Origin of the sequence: Pseudomonas sp. ICMP 8385, assembly GCF_002699915.1 — a bacterium.
Lineage (GTDB): Bacteria > Pseudomonadota > Gammaproteobacteria > Pseudomonadales > Pseudomonadaceae > Aquipseudomonas > Aquipseudomonas gessardii.
Window position 1 is genome coordinate 56,988 of the sequence record NZ_LKBY01000089.1, and the last position, 14,389, is coordinate 71,376.

A 14,389-nucleotide genomic window follows, 5' to 3' on the forward strand; every position below is an offset into this window, starting at 1 on the left:
GCTATCTATCAGGCGCCGACAGCTACCAGGCTCAACAACTGCCCTTCATGCACCACAAACTGCCCCTCCAGCTCCTTGCCATAACACCACTCACTGGACAAATCCGTCAGCAATCGCAAGCGCAAAAATCCTGAATCGGACCACTCCACCACTTCTGCATGCTCAAAATAGAAGCGCTTGTGCACAATCGGATAGAGCGCCTTGAACAGGCTTTCCTTGGCCGAAAACGTCAGGGTCACTAGCTGCGCAATCTGCTCCCGGGGCCCTGTGGCCATGCGTTGCAGCTCATCCGGGGTAAGGATTTCCCCTGCCAGGCGCTCGGCCCGTTCAAGGGGCAGCAGGTTCTCCAGGTCCATGCCCAGCCCGCGCCATTGCGCCTTATGCCCGACGATGGCCGCTGCATGCCCGGTGCTGTGGGTGATCGAGCCGCTGATGTGGCCGGGCCACACCGGGGCACGGTCCTCGCCAATGGCCGGGATGCAGTCCAGGCCTTCGAGCCGTTGCAAGGCGGCGCGGGCGCACAGGCGGCCGGCGAGGAACTCGGCCTGGCGCTTGGCCACTGACCGTTGGATGCTGGCCGGCGGCGGCACGGCGCAGCGCTGAAAATCGCTGGCCTCAAGCAATGTGGGCTCGAAGCGGGTGCTCAGCAACACCGTGCCGGACAGGGCGGTGGGTAGCGGCCAATGGTCATCAAGTGGGGTGCAGCAGGCGGGTATCGGGTTCATGCCGGCTATTCTGCATGGGGCGGGGCCTGCCTGGGTAGCCCGTCGGTTCAGACTGTGTTCAGTTCAACCGCCGTAAACTGCGCAAGCATACCGTCAGGGCCGCTATGATGGTTCCCTGCGGGACAGTGGATTGGCCTTGGAGAGCGTTATGAAATTGCTGGTTGTCGAAGATGAGGCGTTGTTGCGCCATCACCTGTTGACCCGTCTTGGTGACAGCGGTCACGTGGTCGAAGCCGTGGCCAATGCCGAAGAGGCGCTGTACCAGACCGGGCAATTCAATCATGACCTGGCGATTATCGACCTGGGCCTGCCGGGGATGGGCGGCCTGGACCTGATCCGCCAACTGCGGACCCAGGCCAAGACCTTCCCGATCCTGATCCTCACCGCGCGCGGCAACTGGCAGGACAAGGTCGAAGGCCTGGCCGCCGGGGCCGACGACTATGTGGTCAAGCCCTTCCAGTTTGAAGAACTGGAGGCGCGGATGAACGCCCTGTTGCGCCGCTCCAGCGGTTTTACCCAGTCGACCATCGTCGCCGGCCCATTGCTGCTGGACCTCAATCGCAAACAGGCGTCCCTCGACGAACAGCCCCTGGCGCTGACGGCCTATGAGTACCGGATCCTCGAATACCTGATGCGCCATCACCAACAAGTGGTGGCCAAGGATCGGTTGATGGAGCAGCTCTATCCCGATGACGACGAGCGCGACCCGAACGTGATCGAAGTACTGGTCGGCCGCCTGCGTCGCAAGCTCGAAGGCCCGGCCGGGTTCAAGCCCATCGACACCGTGCGCGGCCTGGGCTACCTGTTTAACGAGCGCTGCCGTTGATCCGTTCGCTTCGTCTGCGCCTGATGCTGGCGGCCACCACCCTGGCCGTGTTGTTCATGCTGGCGCTGTTGCCGGCCATGCAGGGCGCGTTCAGCCTGGCGTTGCAGGATGCCATCGAGCAGCGCCTGGCGTCCGATGTGACCACGCTGATCTCTGCCGCGCGGGTCGATAACAACCGCTTGTTGATGCCGGCGCAGTTGCCCGACGAGCGTTTCAACCTGACCGACAGCCGCTTGCTGGGCTATATCTATGACCGCGAAGGCCATCTGGTCTGGCGTTCGCGGGCGACTCGGGAAGAAAACATCAATTACCGGCCGCGCTACGACGGGCGCGGCAACGAGTTTGCGAAGATTCGCGAGGCCAACGGCCAGGAATTTTTCGTGTATGACGTCGAGGTCAAGCTGCTGGGGGGCAAGAGCGCGGCGTTCAGCATCGTCGCCCTGCAACCGGTGCGCGAATACCAGGTGACCCTGGAAGGCCTGCGGGAAAACCTCTACCTGGGCTTTGGCGCCGCCTTGCTGGTGTTGTTGAGCCTGTTGTGGATCGGCCTGACCTGGGGCTTGCAGGCCTTGCGCCGGCTGAGCCAGGAGCTGGATGAAATCGAAGGCGGCACCCGCGAAAGCCTCAGTGAGCAACACCCACGGGAGTTGCTGCGCCTGACCGGTTCCCTCAACCGCCTGTTGCACAGCGAGCGCGAGCAGCGCACCCGCTACCGCGATTCCCTGGACGACCTGGCCCACAGCCTGAAAACCCCCCTGGCAGTGCTGCAGGGCGTGAGTGAAGACATGGCCCAGCGCCCCCAGGACCTTGAGCAGGCGCGGGTTTTGCAGTCGCAGATCGAGCGCATGAGCCAGCAGATCAGCTACCAGTTGCAGCGCGCCAGCCTGCGCAAAAGCGGCCTGGTGCGTCACCAGGTGCGCCTGCGGCCGGTGCTGCAAAGCCTGTGCGACACCCTGGACAAGGTCTACCGCGACAAGCGTGTGCGCGTATCTTTTGCGCTGTCGGAGCAATGCGACGTGCCCATCGAACAGGGCGCGTTGCTGGAATTGCTCGGCAACCTACTGGAAAACGCCTACCGCCTGTGCCTGGGCGAAGTGCGCGTGACCCTGGATGAAGGGGCCGATGGGGTGCGCCTGTGCATCGAAGACGACGGCCCCGGCGTGCCGCCCGACCAGCGCGCGCGGATCCTGCAGCGCGGCGAGCGCCTGGACCGCCAGCATCCGGGGCAGGGGATTGGGCTGGCGGTGGTCAAGGACATTATTGAAAGCTATGGCGCGCGGTTGACCCTGGGGGATTCGCCTTTAGGGGGGGCGGCGTTCAGGATTCATTTTCCGGCCGTGTGATCCTTGTTGGATTTGCCGGCCGCATCGCCGGCAAGCCAGCTCCCACATTTTGATTTGTGAACACCGTTAAATGTGGGAGCTGGCTTGCCTGCGATGGCGCCCGCCCAAACACCACCTCCCTCAACTCTCCTGCGCCCGATAAGCCCCCGGCGTCACCCCTGTCCACTTCTTGAATGCCCGGTGAAACGCCGAAGGCTCGGAAAACCCCAACTGCTCGGCAATCTCCTGCAACGACAAATCCGCCCGCCCCAGGTGAAAAATCGCAATATCCCGGCGCAATTCATCCTTGAGTGCCTGGAAACTGGTGCCTTCCTCGCGCAAATGCCGGCGCAGGGTCTGCGGGCTGATATGCAGGTGCTGCGCCACGGCCTCCAGGTCTGGCCACGGCGTGCGGTCGCGGCTGAGCAGGCGGCGTATCTGACTGCTCAGGCTGTCGCCTTCGTCGGGCCGGGACAGCAGGTCGGCGGGGGAGCGTTCAAGGAAGTGCTTGAGGGTGCGCTCATCCTGGAGCAGCGGCAGGCTCAGGTAGCGGCTGTGGAATACCAGGCTGCTGCTGGCCGCGCTGAACACCAGGGGGCAGGGGAACAGCAGGTCATATTCGCTGGCATGGGCCGGCATCGGGTAGCGGAAGCTCGCTTGCTCCAGGCGGATACGCTGGCCGATCAGCCAACTGCCGAGGCGATGCCAGATCACCAGCAGGCTTTCGCTCAAAAAATGATCCGGGTCCCACAGTTGCGAGTCATCCAGGCTCAGGCGCGCCATGTCGCCCTCACGGCTCAGGCGCCAGCGCGGCCCCTGGGGGAACAGGCTGTAGAACAACAACCCGCGTTCCAGTGCCTTTTCCAGGGTCCGGCAATGGATCAGCGCGTGGCACATCATGGCAAAGGTGCCGCGCTTGCTCGGTGCGTCGGCGAAGCCCAGGTACTCGTCATCCAGGGCCCGCCACAACATCTGCAACAGCCGCGTGAACTGCTCCGGGGCGATACGCGCGCGGGGCTCTGCCAGCAGTTCCGGGGTAATGCCCAGTTGCTGCAACAGCGTCGAGCAGTCGTAGCCGGCCCGGCGCGCGCCGCCCAGGGCCGCACGGGCGTAATGACTGGCGATGGTGCGTTCGCGCATGCGGGGGCCTCGTCCATTGAGTGGCCGATGGTAGCCATCATGCCTTGGGGGGACAAGGCGGATATCCGCCAAATTGTAGGACGAGATCGGGGCGCTGGGCGGATATCCGCCACCTGTGTGCCCCCGGGAAACCGCCGTTGCTAGCCATCGACCCCCGTGGTTTAAGGGCTCCAGGGCTTTTCAGGAAAGTGGCACGCCGTTTGCGATAAGGAGTACAGACCTGCCAGCCCGCAGTTCGCCAAAACAAATCCCTCCAGTGCAGGAGGGTTCGCAATTCAAGTGTCGTGGGCCATGGCGGATATTTGCCCCACGGGACTCTTGAGGAAACTTTGCAATGACGACTCGTCAGCCGTTCTACAAAACCCTGTACTTCCAGGTAATCGTTGCCATCGTTATCGGTATCCTGCTCGGTCACTTCTACCCACAGACCGGTGTGGCCCTCAAGCCATTGGGTGACGGCTTTATCAAGCTGATCAAAATGGTCATCGCCCCGATCATCTTCTGCACCGTGGTCAGCGGCATCGCCGGCATGCAGAACATGAAGTCGGTGGGCAAGACCGGCGGCTACGCGCTGCTGTACTTTGAAATCGTGTCCACCATCGCCCTGCTGATCGGCCTGGTCGTGGTCAACGTGGTGCAGCCAGGCGCTGGCATGCACATCGACGTTGCGACCCTGGATGCCTCGAAAGTCGCGGCCTACGTCACTGCCGGTAAAGACCAGAGCATCGTTGGCTTTATCCTCAACGTGATCCCCAACACCATCGTCGGCGCCTTTGCCAACGGCGATATCCTGCAAGTGCTGATGTTCTCGGTGATCTTCGGTTTTGCCCTGCATCGCCTGGGTGCCTATGGCAAGCCGGTGCTGGACTTCATCGATCGTTTCGCCCACGTGATGTTCAACATCATCAACATGATCATGAAGCTCGCGCCAATCGGTGCCTTGGGCGCCATGGCGTTCACCATCGGGGCCTACGGTGTCGGCTCGCTGGTGCAACTGGGCCAGTTGATGATCTGCTTCTACATCACCTGTGTGCTGTTCGTGCTGGTGGTCCTGGGTGGCATCTGCCGCGCCCACGGCTTCAGCGTCCTGAAACTGGTGCGCTACATCCGTGAAGAACTGCTGATCGTCCTGGGGACTTCCTCCTCCGAGTCCGCACTGCCGCGCATGCTGATCAAGATGGAGCGCCTGGGCGCGAAGAAGTCGGTGGTAGGCCTGGTGATCCCGACGGGCTACTCCTTCAACCTCGACGGTACTTCGATCTACCTGACCATGGCTGCCGTGTTCATCGCCCAGGCGACGGACACCCACATGGACATCACCCACCAGATCACCCTGCTGCTGGTGCTGTTGCTGTCCTCCAAAGGTGCTGCGGGCGTGACTGGGAGTGGCTTTATCGTCCTGGCCGCAACCCTGTCGGCGGTTGGCCACCTGCCGGTTGCCGGCCTGGCGCTGATCCTCGGTATCGACCGCTTCATGTCCGAAGCCCGCGCCCTGACCAACCTGGTCGGTAACGCCGTAGCGACCATCGTCGTCGCCAAGTGGGTCAAGGAGCTGGACACTGACAAGCTGCAAAGCGAGTTGGCGTCCGGCGGTACCGGTATCTCCGAAACCCGCGAACTGGATGACCTGGGCGTGGCCGAAGGCCCGGCCCCGGCCATCAAGTAAACGCTGGCGCAGCCCTGAAAAACCCATCTTCGGATGGGTTTTTTTATGGGCGCACGAGCACAACGGTCACTGTCGATGATGCTTACGGTAATTGCCGCTGTTGCCCAAGGCTGACTACTCTGTGCCCCATCGAACTGGAATCGGAGCTCCCATGTCAGGCCCCTTGGCGTCCCTTAAAGTGCTGGATTTCTCGACCCTGCTGCCGGGGCCTTTTGCCTCGCTGCTGTTGGCAGACATGGGCGCCGAGGTGCTGCGCATCGAATCCCCCACGCGCCTGGACCTGCTGCGGGTGTTGCCGCCCCACGATCGAGGGGTGTCGGCCAGCCATGCCTACCTCAACCGCAACAAGCGCAGCCTGGCCCTGGACCTCAAGCAGCCCGAGGCACTGGCGATCGTGCGGCAATTGGTGGCGGACTACGACATTGTGCTGGAGCAGTTCCGCCCTGGGGTCATGGAGCGCCTGGGGCTGGGGTATGAAGCGTTGAAGGCGATCAACCCGAAGCTGATCTACGTGTCCATCACCGGCTACGGCCAGACCGGCCCCTACAAGGACCGCGCCGGCCATGACATCAACTACCTGGCCCTGTCTGGCGTCGCCAGCTACACCGGGCGCCAGGACAGCGGCCCGCTGCCCCTGGGCGTGCAAGTGGCGGATGTGGGCGGCGGCTCGTTGCATGCCGTGGTCGGCCTGCTCGCGGCAGTGATTGCGCGCCAGCACAGTGGGCTGGGCCAGTACCTGGATGTGAGCATGACCGACTGCGCCTTCAGCCTCAACGCCATGGCCGGCGCGGCCTACCTGGCCTGTGGCATGGAGCCTGGACGCGAAGACCAGGTGCTCAATGGCGGCAGTTTCTACGACTACTACCGCTCGCGGGACGGGCGCTGGTTATCCGTGGGCAGCCTGGAGCCGGGGTTTATGCAGCAACTGTGTGGCGCGCTGGGGCGCCCGGAATTGGCAGCCCAGGGTTTGTCGCCCAAGCCCGAACAGCAAAAGGCCCTCAAGCAGGCATTGCAGATTGAGTTTGAGCGACACAGCTTTGAGGAGCTGTGTGCGCTGTTTGCCGGGGTCGATGCTTGCGTTGAGCCGGTGCTCAGCCTTGGGGAAGCCCTGGAGCATCCGCAATTAAAGGCCCGGGAGCTGGTGAGCCAGGTGCCCCGTGGGGATGGCTCGTTCCAGGCGCAGATGGCGTGCCCGCTGAAGTTTTCCGAGGGGGTGCCGGAGCCGAGGCATATCGGGGCGGCGGTGGGGGCGCACAGTGATGAGGTGTTGGGGGAGTTGGGTTTCAGTACCCAGCGGATCGCTGAGCTGCGGGGGGCCAAGGTGGTGGGGTAGTGGCTGTTTTGGCTCCATCGCAGGCAAGCCAGCTCCCACATTCTGATTTGTGAATACATTCAAATGTGGGAGCGGGCTTGCCCGCGATGGGGCCGGTGAAGTCCCCCAAAACCTCACTCCACCCGCGTCTCCCCAGTAAACACCAACGTCCCCCGGCACCTGCGGCACACATACCGTCGCCCCTGGTTCACCAACCCATGGCGCTGGGCCGAGAACGGAAAGTCACTGTCGGCACACGGGCACCGGTAGATATAACGGGTCACCCGTCGGCGCTGGATCTCATAGGTATGGCAACGGTCGGGGGGCAGTTCGTAGACCCCGCGCATGATCAGTTGCCATTCCTCGCCATGGGGCTGGATGCGCTCGCCGAACAATTGGTGGGCGATCAGGTGCGCCACTTCGTGGGCCACCGTCTGTTTGAGGAAGTGTTGGCTGTTTTCCCGGTACAACTGGGGGTTGAAGCGCAGCAGGTTCTCGTGCAAATGCGCGACACCGGCTTTCTGCCCACGCAGCTTGAGGCTGACCTGGGGGCGTTTGAAACTTCGTTTGAAAAAGGATTCGGCTTGCAGGAAACAATCTTCGACGCGGGTATTGAGTTGCTCGGGCATGCTGTACATATCTCCAGAGACCCTCAGTATGCCGCATCCAAGGGTGTTTCCGAATCTGCCAGGCGCCGAATGGTCATGCATCACGCACAAAGCCACCTTGCGGTGGCTGTTCCTGCGGTTAAAAAACGGCTAGTTGGTGTAGATCGGCCCCACGCCCAGGCCCCAGACAATCACGGTAAACGCCATGATCGCCACCAGGACCACCAGGCCGACGGCCAGTACCGAGCTGGAAAACAGGAAGCCTTCGTCCGGGTCGATGCTCATGAAGGTCGGCAGCCCCACATACAGCAGGTACACCGTGTAGCAGATGGCGGCCGTGCCCACGACCATGCCCAGCCACATATGCGGATACAGCGCGGCCAGCCCGCCGATAAACAGGGGGGTGGCGGTGTAGGTGGCAAATGCCACGCAGCGTGCCATGCTCGGATTGGCGTCATAGGTGCGCGCCATCCAGTGAATGAAGGCACCCATCACCGCAACGCCGCCGAGCATCGCCAGGTACGACATGATGGTCATCCACAACGCACTTTCCTGGGTCAGCATGACCGGGGCGCGATTGCCGATGACCCAGCCGACCTGGGTGGTGCCGATAAACGCCGACACGGCGGGGATCGCCGCGAGAATCAGCGTATGGGTGAGGTACATGTGGCCGATGCTTTCTTCTTTATCGCCACGAATTTCCCGCCATTCCTGGTCGGGATGGGTGAAAAGCCCCACGACGTGATGGATCATGCCAGTCACTCCTGTCGTTATTGCCATCGCCCCCCAAGCGGAGCGCCCGCCGGCCAAGTGGCCTGAAAGGTCTGGATATGTGTGCGACCTTATGTCGCAGTATAGGAAGTGATAGCCAGGAAAAGTGGGGGGCTTTAGAGCAAATCGCGCTGTAAACACGGGGCTTAATCGCGCCTGGGTCTGTGACGTGGAATGCAGTCCCCTGTGGGAGCTGGCTTGTCGGGTCGCCGCATCGCTGCGATGGCGGTGGGTCAGTTGCCAGAAACAGTGGCTGGACTGCCGCTATCGCGGGCAAGCCCCTCCCACATTGGAACTCGGTGCGCCATACCGCTAAAATACCCGGCTTTTCGTCACAACCTTTTTCGCGGATCCAAGCGCCATGGGCACCCTTACCGTCAATCAGAACAAACTGCAAAAACGCCTGCGGCGCCTGGCCGGTGAGGCTGTCGCTGACTTCAACATGATCGAAGAGGGCGACAAGGTCATGGTCTGCCTGTCCGGCGGCAAAGACAGCTACACCCTGCTGGATGTGCTGCTGCACCTGCAAAAGGTCGCGCCGATCAAGTTCGACATTGTCGCGGTCAATATGGACCAGAAGCAGCCCGGGTTCCCCGAGGACGTGCTGCCGGCCTACCTCAAGGCCTTGGGCATCGAGTACCACATCGTCGAGAAAGACACCTATTCAGTGGTCAAGGAACTGATCCCGGAAGGCAAGACCACCTGCTCGCTGTGCTCGCGCCTGCGCCGTGGCACGCTGTACACCTTTGCCGATGAAATCGGCGCGACCAAGATGGCCCTGGGGCATCACCGCGATGACATCGTCGAGACCTTCTTTCTCAACATGTTCTTCAACGGCTCGCTCAAGGCCATGCCGCCCAAGCTGCGTGCCGACGACGGGCGCAACGTGGTGATCCGCCCGCTGGCGTATTGCAACGAGAAGGACATCCAGGCCTACTCCGACTTCAAGCAATTCCCGATCATCCCCTGCAACCTCTGCGGTTCCCAGGAGAACCTGCAGCGCCAGGTGGTCAAGGACATGCTCCAGGAGTGGGAGCGCAAGACGCCGGGGCGCACCGAGAGCATCTTTCGCAGCTTGCAGAACGTGATCCCCTCGCAGCTGGCCGACCGTAACCTGTTTGACTTCACCAGCCTGCGCATCGACGAAACCGCGGCGTCGCGCTTCGTCAACGTTGTGAACCTCTGAGCCTTTTCCAGGCTCTGACAGACGGCGCTTATGGGCGCCGTTTTCATTTCAACCCGTAGGAGAGGGCATGCGCGATTACAAATGGCTGCACGAATACTGTCTGAACCGCTTTGGTTCGGCGGCCGAGCTGGAAGCCCACCTGCCCGTGCCCAAGACGCCGGCGCAATTGCGCCAGATCAGCGATGACCGCTACCTGTCGACCCTGTCGCTGCGGGTGTTTCGTGCCGGGCTCAAGCACAGTGTGGTGGACGCCAAATGGCCGGCGTTCGAGGAGGTGTTTTTCGGCTTCGATCCCGAAAAAGTCGTGCTGATGGGCGCCGAGCACCTTGAGCGGCTGATGCAGGACACACGGATCATCCGCCACCTGGGCAAGCTCAAGAGCGTGCCGCGCAATGCGCAGATGATCCTCGATGTCGAGCAGGAGAAGGGCAGCTTCGCGGCGCTGATCGCCGACTGGCCGGTGACCGAGATCGTCGGTTTGTGGAAATACCTGAGCAAGCACGGCCATCAACTGGGCGGGCTGTCGGCACCACGCTTTTTGCGCATGGTGGGCAAGGACACGTTTGTGCCGAGTTATGACGTGGTTGCGGCGCTGAATGCGCAGGAGATTGTCGACAAGGCCCCCACCAGCCTGCGGGACCTGGCGACGGTGCAGGCGGCGTTCAACCAATGGCACGCCGAGAGCGGGCGGCCGATGTGTCAGTTGTCGATGATGTTGGCTTATACGGTCAATCATTGAGATCGAGGTGCTGCCATCGCAGGCAAGCCAGCTCCCACAGGGGAATGCATTCCAAATGTGGGAGCTGGCTTGCCTGCGATGGGGCCTGATCGGCGCCACAAAACCCTCAGGCTGGCTGACCTTCCCCCGCCAACCGCCGATTCAGCTGGAACCGCCAGCGTACATATAGCAGCGCCGTGCAGAACACCGCCAGGCTCGCCAGCATCTCCAGCACGCCAAACCACTGGCGGTTCGGGTCATAGGCCGCCAGGGCGCCCTTGATGAAGTACAGGTTCACCACAAAGCACATCCACGAATGCCCGCGCGCGCTGCCCATGAGCATGCCCGGCGCGAGGATCAGCAACGGCACCAGTTCGATCAGCAAGATCACCCAGGGGCGTGCGCCATGCAGGTCGGCGACCAGCAGGTAGTAAACGCAGAGCAGCCCCACCAGGCCCAGGAACGCCAGCAGGCTCAAGGCCCGTGCCAGCTTGACCCGGGGTTCCAGCCAGGCCTGGGCCGGCAGGACTTTAGGCTTCTTGGCCACGGCCACTCTCCAGTTTTGCCGCGGTCTTCGCCAGGCGCAGGCCCAGGGCACGGCATAGGGCGATTTCATGAGCGTCCAGGGCGCGTTTACCGTCGGCGCCGGAATGGTGGCTGGCGCCGTAGGGCGTACCGCCGCCCTGGGTGTCGAGCAACGCCTGTTCGCTGTAGGGCAGGCCGGTGATCAGCATGCCGTGGTGTAGCAACGGCAGCAGCATCGACATCAGGGTGGTTTCCTGGCCGCCGTGCAGGCTGGCGGTTGAGGTGAAGACCCCGGCCGGCTTGCCGACGAGGGCGCCAGTCAGCCACAGGTTGCTGGTGCCGTCGAGAAAGTACTTCAACGGCGCGGCCATGTTGCCAAAGCGCGTCGGACTGCCCAGGGCCAGGCCTGCGCAGTGCTTCAGGTCGTCGAGGCTGGCATACAGCGCGCCTTCGGCCGGGATGCTCGGGGCGACGGCCTCGCACTCGCTGGAGATCGCCGGCACGGTGCGCAGGCGCGCTTCCAGGCCGCCTTGCTCGATGCCCCGGGCAATCTGCCGGGCCATTTCGCTGACCGAGCCGTTGCGGCTGTAATACAACACCAGAACGTAAGGCACGCTCACGGCAGCAGCTCCAGGATATTTTCCGGTGGCCGGCCAATCACGGCTTTGTCGGCGGTGGCCAGGATCGGCCGTTCCATCAGCTTGGGATGGGCGGCGATGGCGGCAATCAATTGCGCCTCGCTGAGGCTGGCGTCGTCCAGGTTGAGGGTCTTGTATTCGTCTTCGCCGCTGCGCAGCAGTTGTCGGGCGCCGACTCCCAGCTTGGCGAGCAGGGCTTCAAGCTGCGCGGCGTCCAGCGGCGTTTCCAGGTAGCGCACGACGTTCGGCGTGAGGCCACGGGCCTCCAGCAGTTCGAGCGCACCGCGGGATTTCGAGCAGCGCGGGTTGTGATAAAGCGTCAGATCGGTCATGTGCGGGTCGCATCTTGCGTAAGGTGGCGGGTATTCTACCTGCGCTGCGGGCTGTCCTTAAACCGTAAGAGGCGATCGGCCGCAGCCTACGTTCATTTTTGCTAAGGAATACCCCATGACACGGCGACTGATAGGCGCACTGGCAGTTATCACCACACTCCTGCTCAGCGGTTGCGGCAATGATTATGGCGTTGACCAATACGGCCAGAAAGTCGCGGCCGAGCGCATCGACAAGCAATGGCTGGTGATCAATTACTGGGCCGAATGGTGTGGCCCGTGCCGCATCGAGATCCCCGAGCTCAACGCCCTGGCCGAGCAGCTCAAGGGCCAGCCGGTGAGTGTGTTTGGCGTCAACTTCGACAATGTGCAGGGCGAAGAGCTCAAGAGCGCCAGCGAGAAGCTGGGCATCAAGTTCACCGTATTGGCGCAGAACCCCGAGGCGATTTTTGATATCCCGCGCAGCGAAGCGTTGCCGGTGACCTACATCATCGATGACAAGGGCAAGGTGCGGGCGCAAATGCTGGGCGAGCAGACGGCGGCGGGGGTGCTGGCCAAGCTCAAAGCGTTGCGCGGCTGACCCCTTGCGATCTCTGTAGGAGCGAGCTTGCTCGCTCCTACAAGGGCTGGATCAACCTTCTTCCAGCCACAAACGCAGTGGCTTGCCCTCGGCAGGCCAGAAACGGGTCTGTTCGATGGGCGAGATGTCCCAGCGCTGCACGGTTTGCAGGGCCTTGAAGAAGCGCTGTTCCTGCTCCATCAGGGCTTCGGCACACAACTTGCGGGTGCTGCCGATCTTGCCGAAGCTGAGTTTGTCACCGTCCAGGCTGTACGGCGCGAACCAATGGTTGCAGCCGCCATTGCCATAGGCCCGGCCATCGGCGCCGAGGGTCACGGTCAGGTGGGCGTAGTCCATCAGGGGCCGTTCGCCGATCCACTCCACGATATAGCTGTGATCCTGCTTGAGCTTGACTTCATCGCTGGCGCAGCCGACAAGGCCTGCGCCCAGCGCTGCGAGCACCAGCAGGCTCTTCATGGCGTGGCCTGCTGGCATTTCGGGCAACGGTGCTTGTCGCCGACCGTGGCCCAGCCCAACTCGGCAATGCGCGCCGTGGCGGCCGGTTGCAGCGGCTCCTTGGTCAGCTTGGTTTCTACCGCGAACTCAAACTCCAGCACGGCCTCGCAACTGTCGCAATTGGCCTTCCAGGTGTGAATTTCCAGCTCGCCGAACTTCGGCCCTTGCGCCATGGCCACCCATTGCCCGGCCGGGCGGATGGAGTAGCGCGCATCGCCTTCGACGGTCAGGCGCATCGACAGGCTCTTGCTGCCGCGCAAGGTGACGATCAGCACATCGCCATGCTTGATCGAACCACCATTGCCGGTGACTTGATAACGACCCGGCACCAGGGCGCGGCATTCGATCAGGGTGTGTTGTGGGCTCAGCAAACTGAAGCGGAAATCGTGTTCGGCCATGGATCCTCCAAATAGGCGCGGCATCCTATCATGCTCGTCTGTTTACCATGCGCGCGGTATGTGACCGTTGATCATCCGTGCACCAGGTTTTGTGGCTGGCCGCCGGCCCAGGCCTGGATATTGGCCAGGGTGGTCCCGGCAATTGCCGCCAGCGCCTCGCGGGTGAGGAAGGCCTGGTGCGCGGTGATGATTACGTTGGGGAAGGTCAGCAGGCGTGCCAGTACATCGTCCTGCAAGGGCAGGTCCGAGCGGTCTTCAAAAAACAGCTGGGCTTCTTCCTCGTACACATCCAGGCCCAGGTAGCCCAGTTGCCCGTCCTTGAGCGCTTCGATCAGCGCGGGGGTGTCCACCAGGCCACCGCGCCCGGTGTTGATCAGCATCGCCCCCGGCTGCATATGGGCCAGGGATTGCGCATTGATCAGGTGCTTGCTGTCGGCGGTCAACGGGCAGTGCAGGCTGATGATCTGCGCCTCGGCCAGCAGTTGGGGCAGGCTGACATAGTGCGCGCCAAGGGCTTCGACCTGCGGATTGGGATAGGGATCGTACGCCAGCAAGGTGCAGCCAAAACCGGCCATGATCTTGGCAAAGGTCGCACCGATCTGCCCGGTGCCTACTACGCCCACGGTCTTGCCCACCAGGTCGAAGCCGGTCAGGCCGTGCAGGCTGAAGTCGCCGTCGCGGGTGCGGTTATAGGCGCGGTGCAGGCGACGGTTAAAGGCCAGCACCAGCGCGACCGCATGTTCGGCCACCGCGTGGGGCGAGTACGCCGGCACCCGCACGATGGTCAGGCCCAGGCGCTTGGCGGCGGCCAGGTCCACATGGTTGTAGCCGGCCGAGCGCAGGGCGATCAGCTGCGTGCCGCCGGCAGCCAGGTGTTCGAGCACTGGGGCGCTGAGGTCGTCGTTGATAAAGGCACAGACCACTTCGTGCTTGTCGGCCAGGGCCACGGTGTCGAGGTTCAGGCGTGCCGGCTGGAACTGCAGCTCCAGGCCGGTGGGCAAGGGTTCGGCAAGAAAGCTGTCACGGTCATAGGTCTGGCTGCTGAAGAGGATGATGCGCATCAAGGGGCTCCCTGCAAAATAGCGTGTGGTGACACAAATCCTGTCGGCGCCAGCTTACCGGCACTTACAGGATAGGTTGCCCGTCATTG

Annotated in this window: 17 protein-coding genes; 7 read left to right on the forward strand and 10 right to left on the reverse strand. The window is 62.7% G+C overall.

The window, feature by feature from the left end; genetic code table 11:
• Nucleotides 1–8: 8 nt before the first annotated feature.
• Entirely contained in the window at nt 9–725 is a 717-nt protein-coding gene (locus AO268_RS08870; RefSeq protein WP_099168459.1) for a 4'-phosphopantetheinyl transferase family protein, read from the reverse strand.
• 148 nt (nt 726–873) lie between these two features.
• Between AO268_RS08870 and AO268_RS08875 the strand changes: the two genes are divergently transcribed.
• Both AO268_RS08875 and AO268_RS08880 read left to right on the forward strand, forming a co-directional pair.
• Nucleotides 874–1,551 carry a response regulator transcription factor gene (locus AO268_RS08875; protein ID WP_076964180.1) on the forward strand — a complete coding sequence of 226 codons (678 nt, stop codon included), beginning with the start codon at nt 874–876 and terminating at the stop codon, nt 1,549–1,551.
• Nucleotides 1,548–2,894 (forward strand): ATP-binding protein, encoded by a 1,347-nt coding sequence (locus tag AO268_RS08880; protein ID WP_099168460.1) that lies wholly within the window; start codon nt 1,548–1,550, stop codon nt 2,892–2,894. The genes AO268_RS08875 and AO268_RS08880 overlap by 4 nt, the downstream gene beginning before the upstream one ends.
• Before the next feature lie 120 nt (nt 2,895–3,014).
• Here AO268_RS08880 and AO268_RS08885 read toward each other — a convergent pair whose 3' ends face one another.
• Nucleotides 3,015–4,013, reverse strand: a complete 999-nt coding sequence (locus AO268_RS08885; protein WP_076964178.1) for an AraC family transcriptional regulator — start codon at nt 4,011–4,013, stop codon at nt 3,015–3,017.
• A 334-nt stretch (nt 4,014–4,347) separates the two neighbouring features.
• Here AO268_RS08885 and AO268_RS08890 point away from each other — a divergent pair, with 334 nt between their 5' ends.
• Nucleotides 4,348–5,679 (forward strand): dicarboxylate/amino acid:cation symporter, encoded by a 1,332-nt coding sequence (locus AO268_RS08890; RefSeq protein ID WP_076964177.1) that lies wholly within the window; start codon nt 4,348–4,350, stop codon nt 5,677–5,679.
• A gap of 151 nt (nt 5,680–5,830) precedes the next feature.
• The gene (locus tag AO268_RS08895) at nt 5,831–7,012 is read left to right on the forward strand and encodes a CaiB/BaiF CoA transferase family protein (protein ID WP_099168461.1); all 1,182 of its coding nucleotides are present in this window, start codon (nt 5,831–5,833) and stop codon (nt 7,010–7,012) included.
• A gap of 113 nt (nt 7,013–7,125) precedes the next feature.
• Here the strand turns inward: AO268_RS08895 and AO268_RS08900 are convergent, their stop codons facing one another.
• A complete protein-coding gene (locus AO268_RS08900; RefSeq protein ID WP_076964188.1) occupies nt 7,126–7,620 on the reverse strand; it encodes a SprT family zinc-dependent metalloprotease in 495 nt (164 codons plus the stop codon).
• Between the two features lie 129 nt (nt 7,621–7,749).
• Entirely contained in the window at nt 7,750–8,352 is a 603-nt protein-coding gene (locus AO268_RS08905) for a Yip1 family protein (RefSeq protein WP_076964175.1), read from the reverse strand.
• A gap of 379 nt (nt 8,353–8,731) precedes the next feature.
• On the opposite strand from AO268_RS08905, the gene ttcA reads away from it, so the two are divergent.
• On the forward strand, nt 8,732–9,556 hold the full coding sequence (gene ttcA / locus AO268_RS08910; RefSeq protein ID WP_076964174.1) for a tRNA 2-thiocytidine(32) synthetase TtcA: 825 nt from the start codon (nt 8,732–8,734) through the stop codon (nt 9,554–9,556).
• 67 nt (nt 9,557–9,623) lie between these two features.
• Complete coding sequence (locus tag AO268_RS08915; protein ID WP_076964173.1) at nt 9,624–10,295, forward strand: DNA-3-methyladenine glycosylase I; 672 nt, start codon at nt 9,624–9,626, stop codon at nt 10,293–10,295.
• Between the two features lie 106 nt (nt 10,296–10,401).
• On the opposite strand, the gene AO268_RS08920 is transcribed toward AO268_RS08915, so the two are convergent.
• The 3 genes from AO268_RS08920 to arsC are packed head-to-tail and all read right to left on the reverse strand — an operon-like array spanning nt 10,402 to nt 11,769.
• Complete coding sequence (locus tag AO268_RS08920; protein WP_076964172.1) at nt 10,402–10,821, reverse strand: DUF2069 domain-containing protein; 420 nt, start codon at nt 10,819–10,821, stop codon at nt 10,402–10,404.
• Nucleotides 10,805–11,419, reverse strand: a complete 615-nt coding sequence (wrbA, locus tag AO268_RS08925; protein WP_076964171.1) for an NAD(P)H:quinone oxidoreductase — start codon at nt 11,417–11,419, stop codon at nt 10,805–10,807. The genes AO268_RS08920 and wrbA overlap by 17 nt, the downstream gene beginning before the upstream one ends.
• Nucleotides 11,416–11,769, reverse strand: a complete 354-nt coding sequence (gene arsC / locus AO268_RS08930) for an arsenate reductase (glutaredoxin) (RefSeq protein ID WP_076964170.1) — start codon at nt 11,767–11,769, stop codon at nt 11,416–11,418. The genes wrbA and arsC overlap by 4 nt, the downstream gene beginning before the upstream one ends.
• Nucleotides 11,770–11,884: 115 nt before the next feature.
• Between arsC and AO268_RS08935 the strand changes: the two genes are divergently transcribed.
• Complete coding sequence (locus AO268_RS08935; RefSeq protein ID WP_099168462.1) at nt 11,885–12,346, forward strand: TlpA disulfide reductase family protein; 462 nt, start codon at nt 11,885–11,887, stop codon at nt 12,344–12,346.
• A gap of 51 nt (nt 12,347–12,397) precedes the next feature.
• On the opposite strand, the gene AO268_RS08940 is transcribed toward AO268_RS08935, so the two are convergent.
• From AO268_RS08940 to AO268_RS08950, 3 genes are all read right to left on the reverse strand, one after another.
• On the reverse strand, nt 12,398–12,802 hold the full coding sequence (locus tag AO268_RS08940) for an META domain-containing protein (RefSeq protein WP_099168463.1): 405 nt from the start codon (nt 12,800–12,802) through the stop codon (nt 12,398–12,400).
• Complete coding sequence (locus AO268_RS08945; RefSeq protein ID WP_099168464.1) at nt 12,799–13,239, reverse strand: hypothetical protein; 441 nt, start codon at nt 13,237–13,239, stop codon at nt 12,799–12,801. The genes AO268_RS08940 and AO268_RS08945 overlap by 4 nt, the downstream gene beginning before the upstream one ends.
• A 71-nt stretch (nt 13,240–13,310) precedes the next feature.
• Nucleotides 13,311–14,300, reverse strand: a complete 990-nt coding sequence (locus AO268_RS08950) for a 2-hydroxyacid dehydrogenase (protein ID WP_099168465.1) — start codon at nt 14,298–14,300, stop codon at nt 13,311–13,313.
• Nucleotides 14,301–14,389 lie beyond the last annotated feature (89 nt).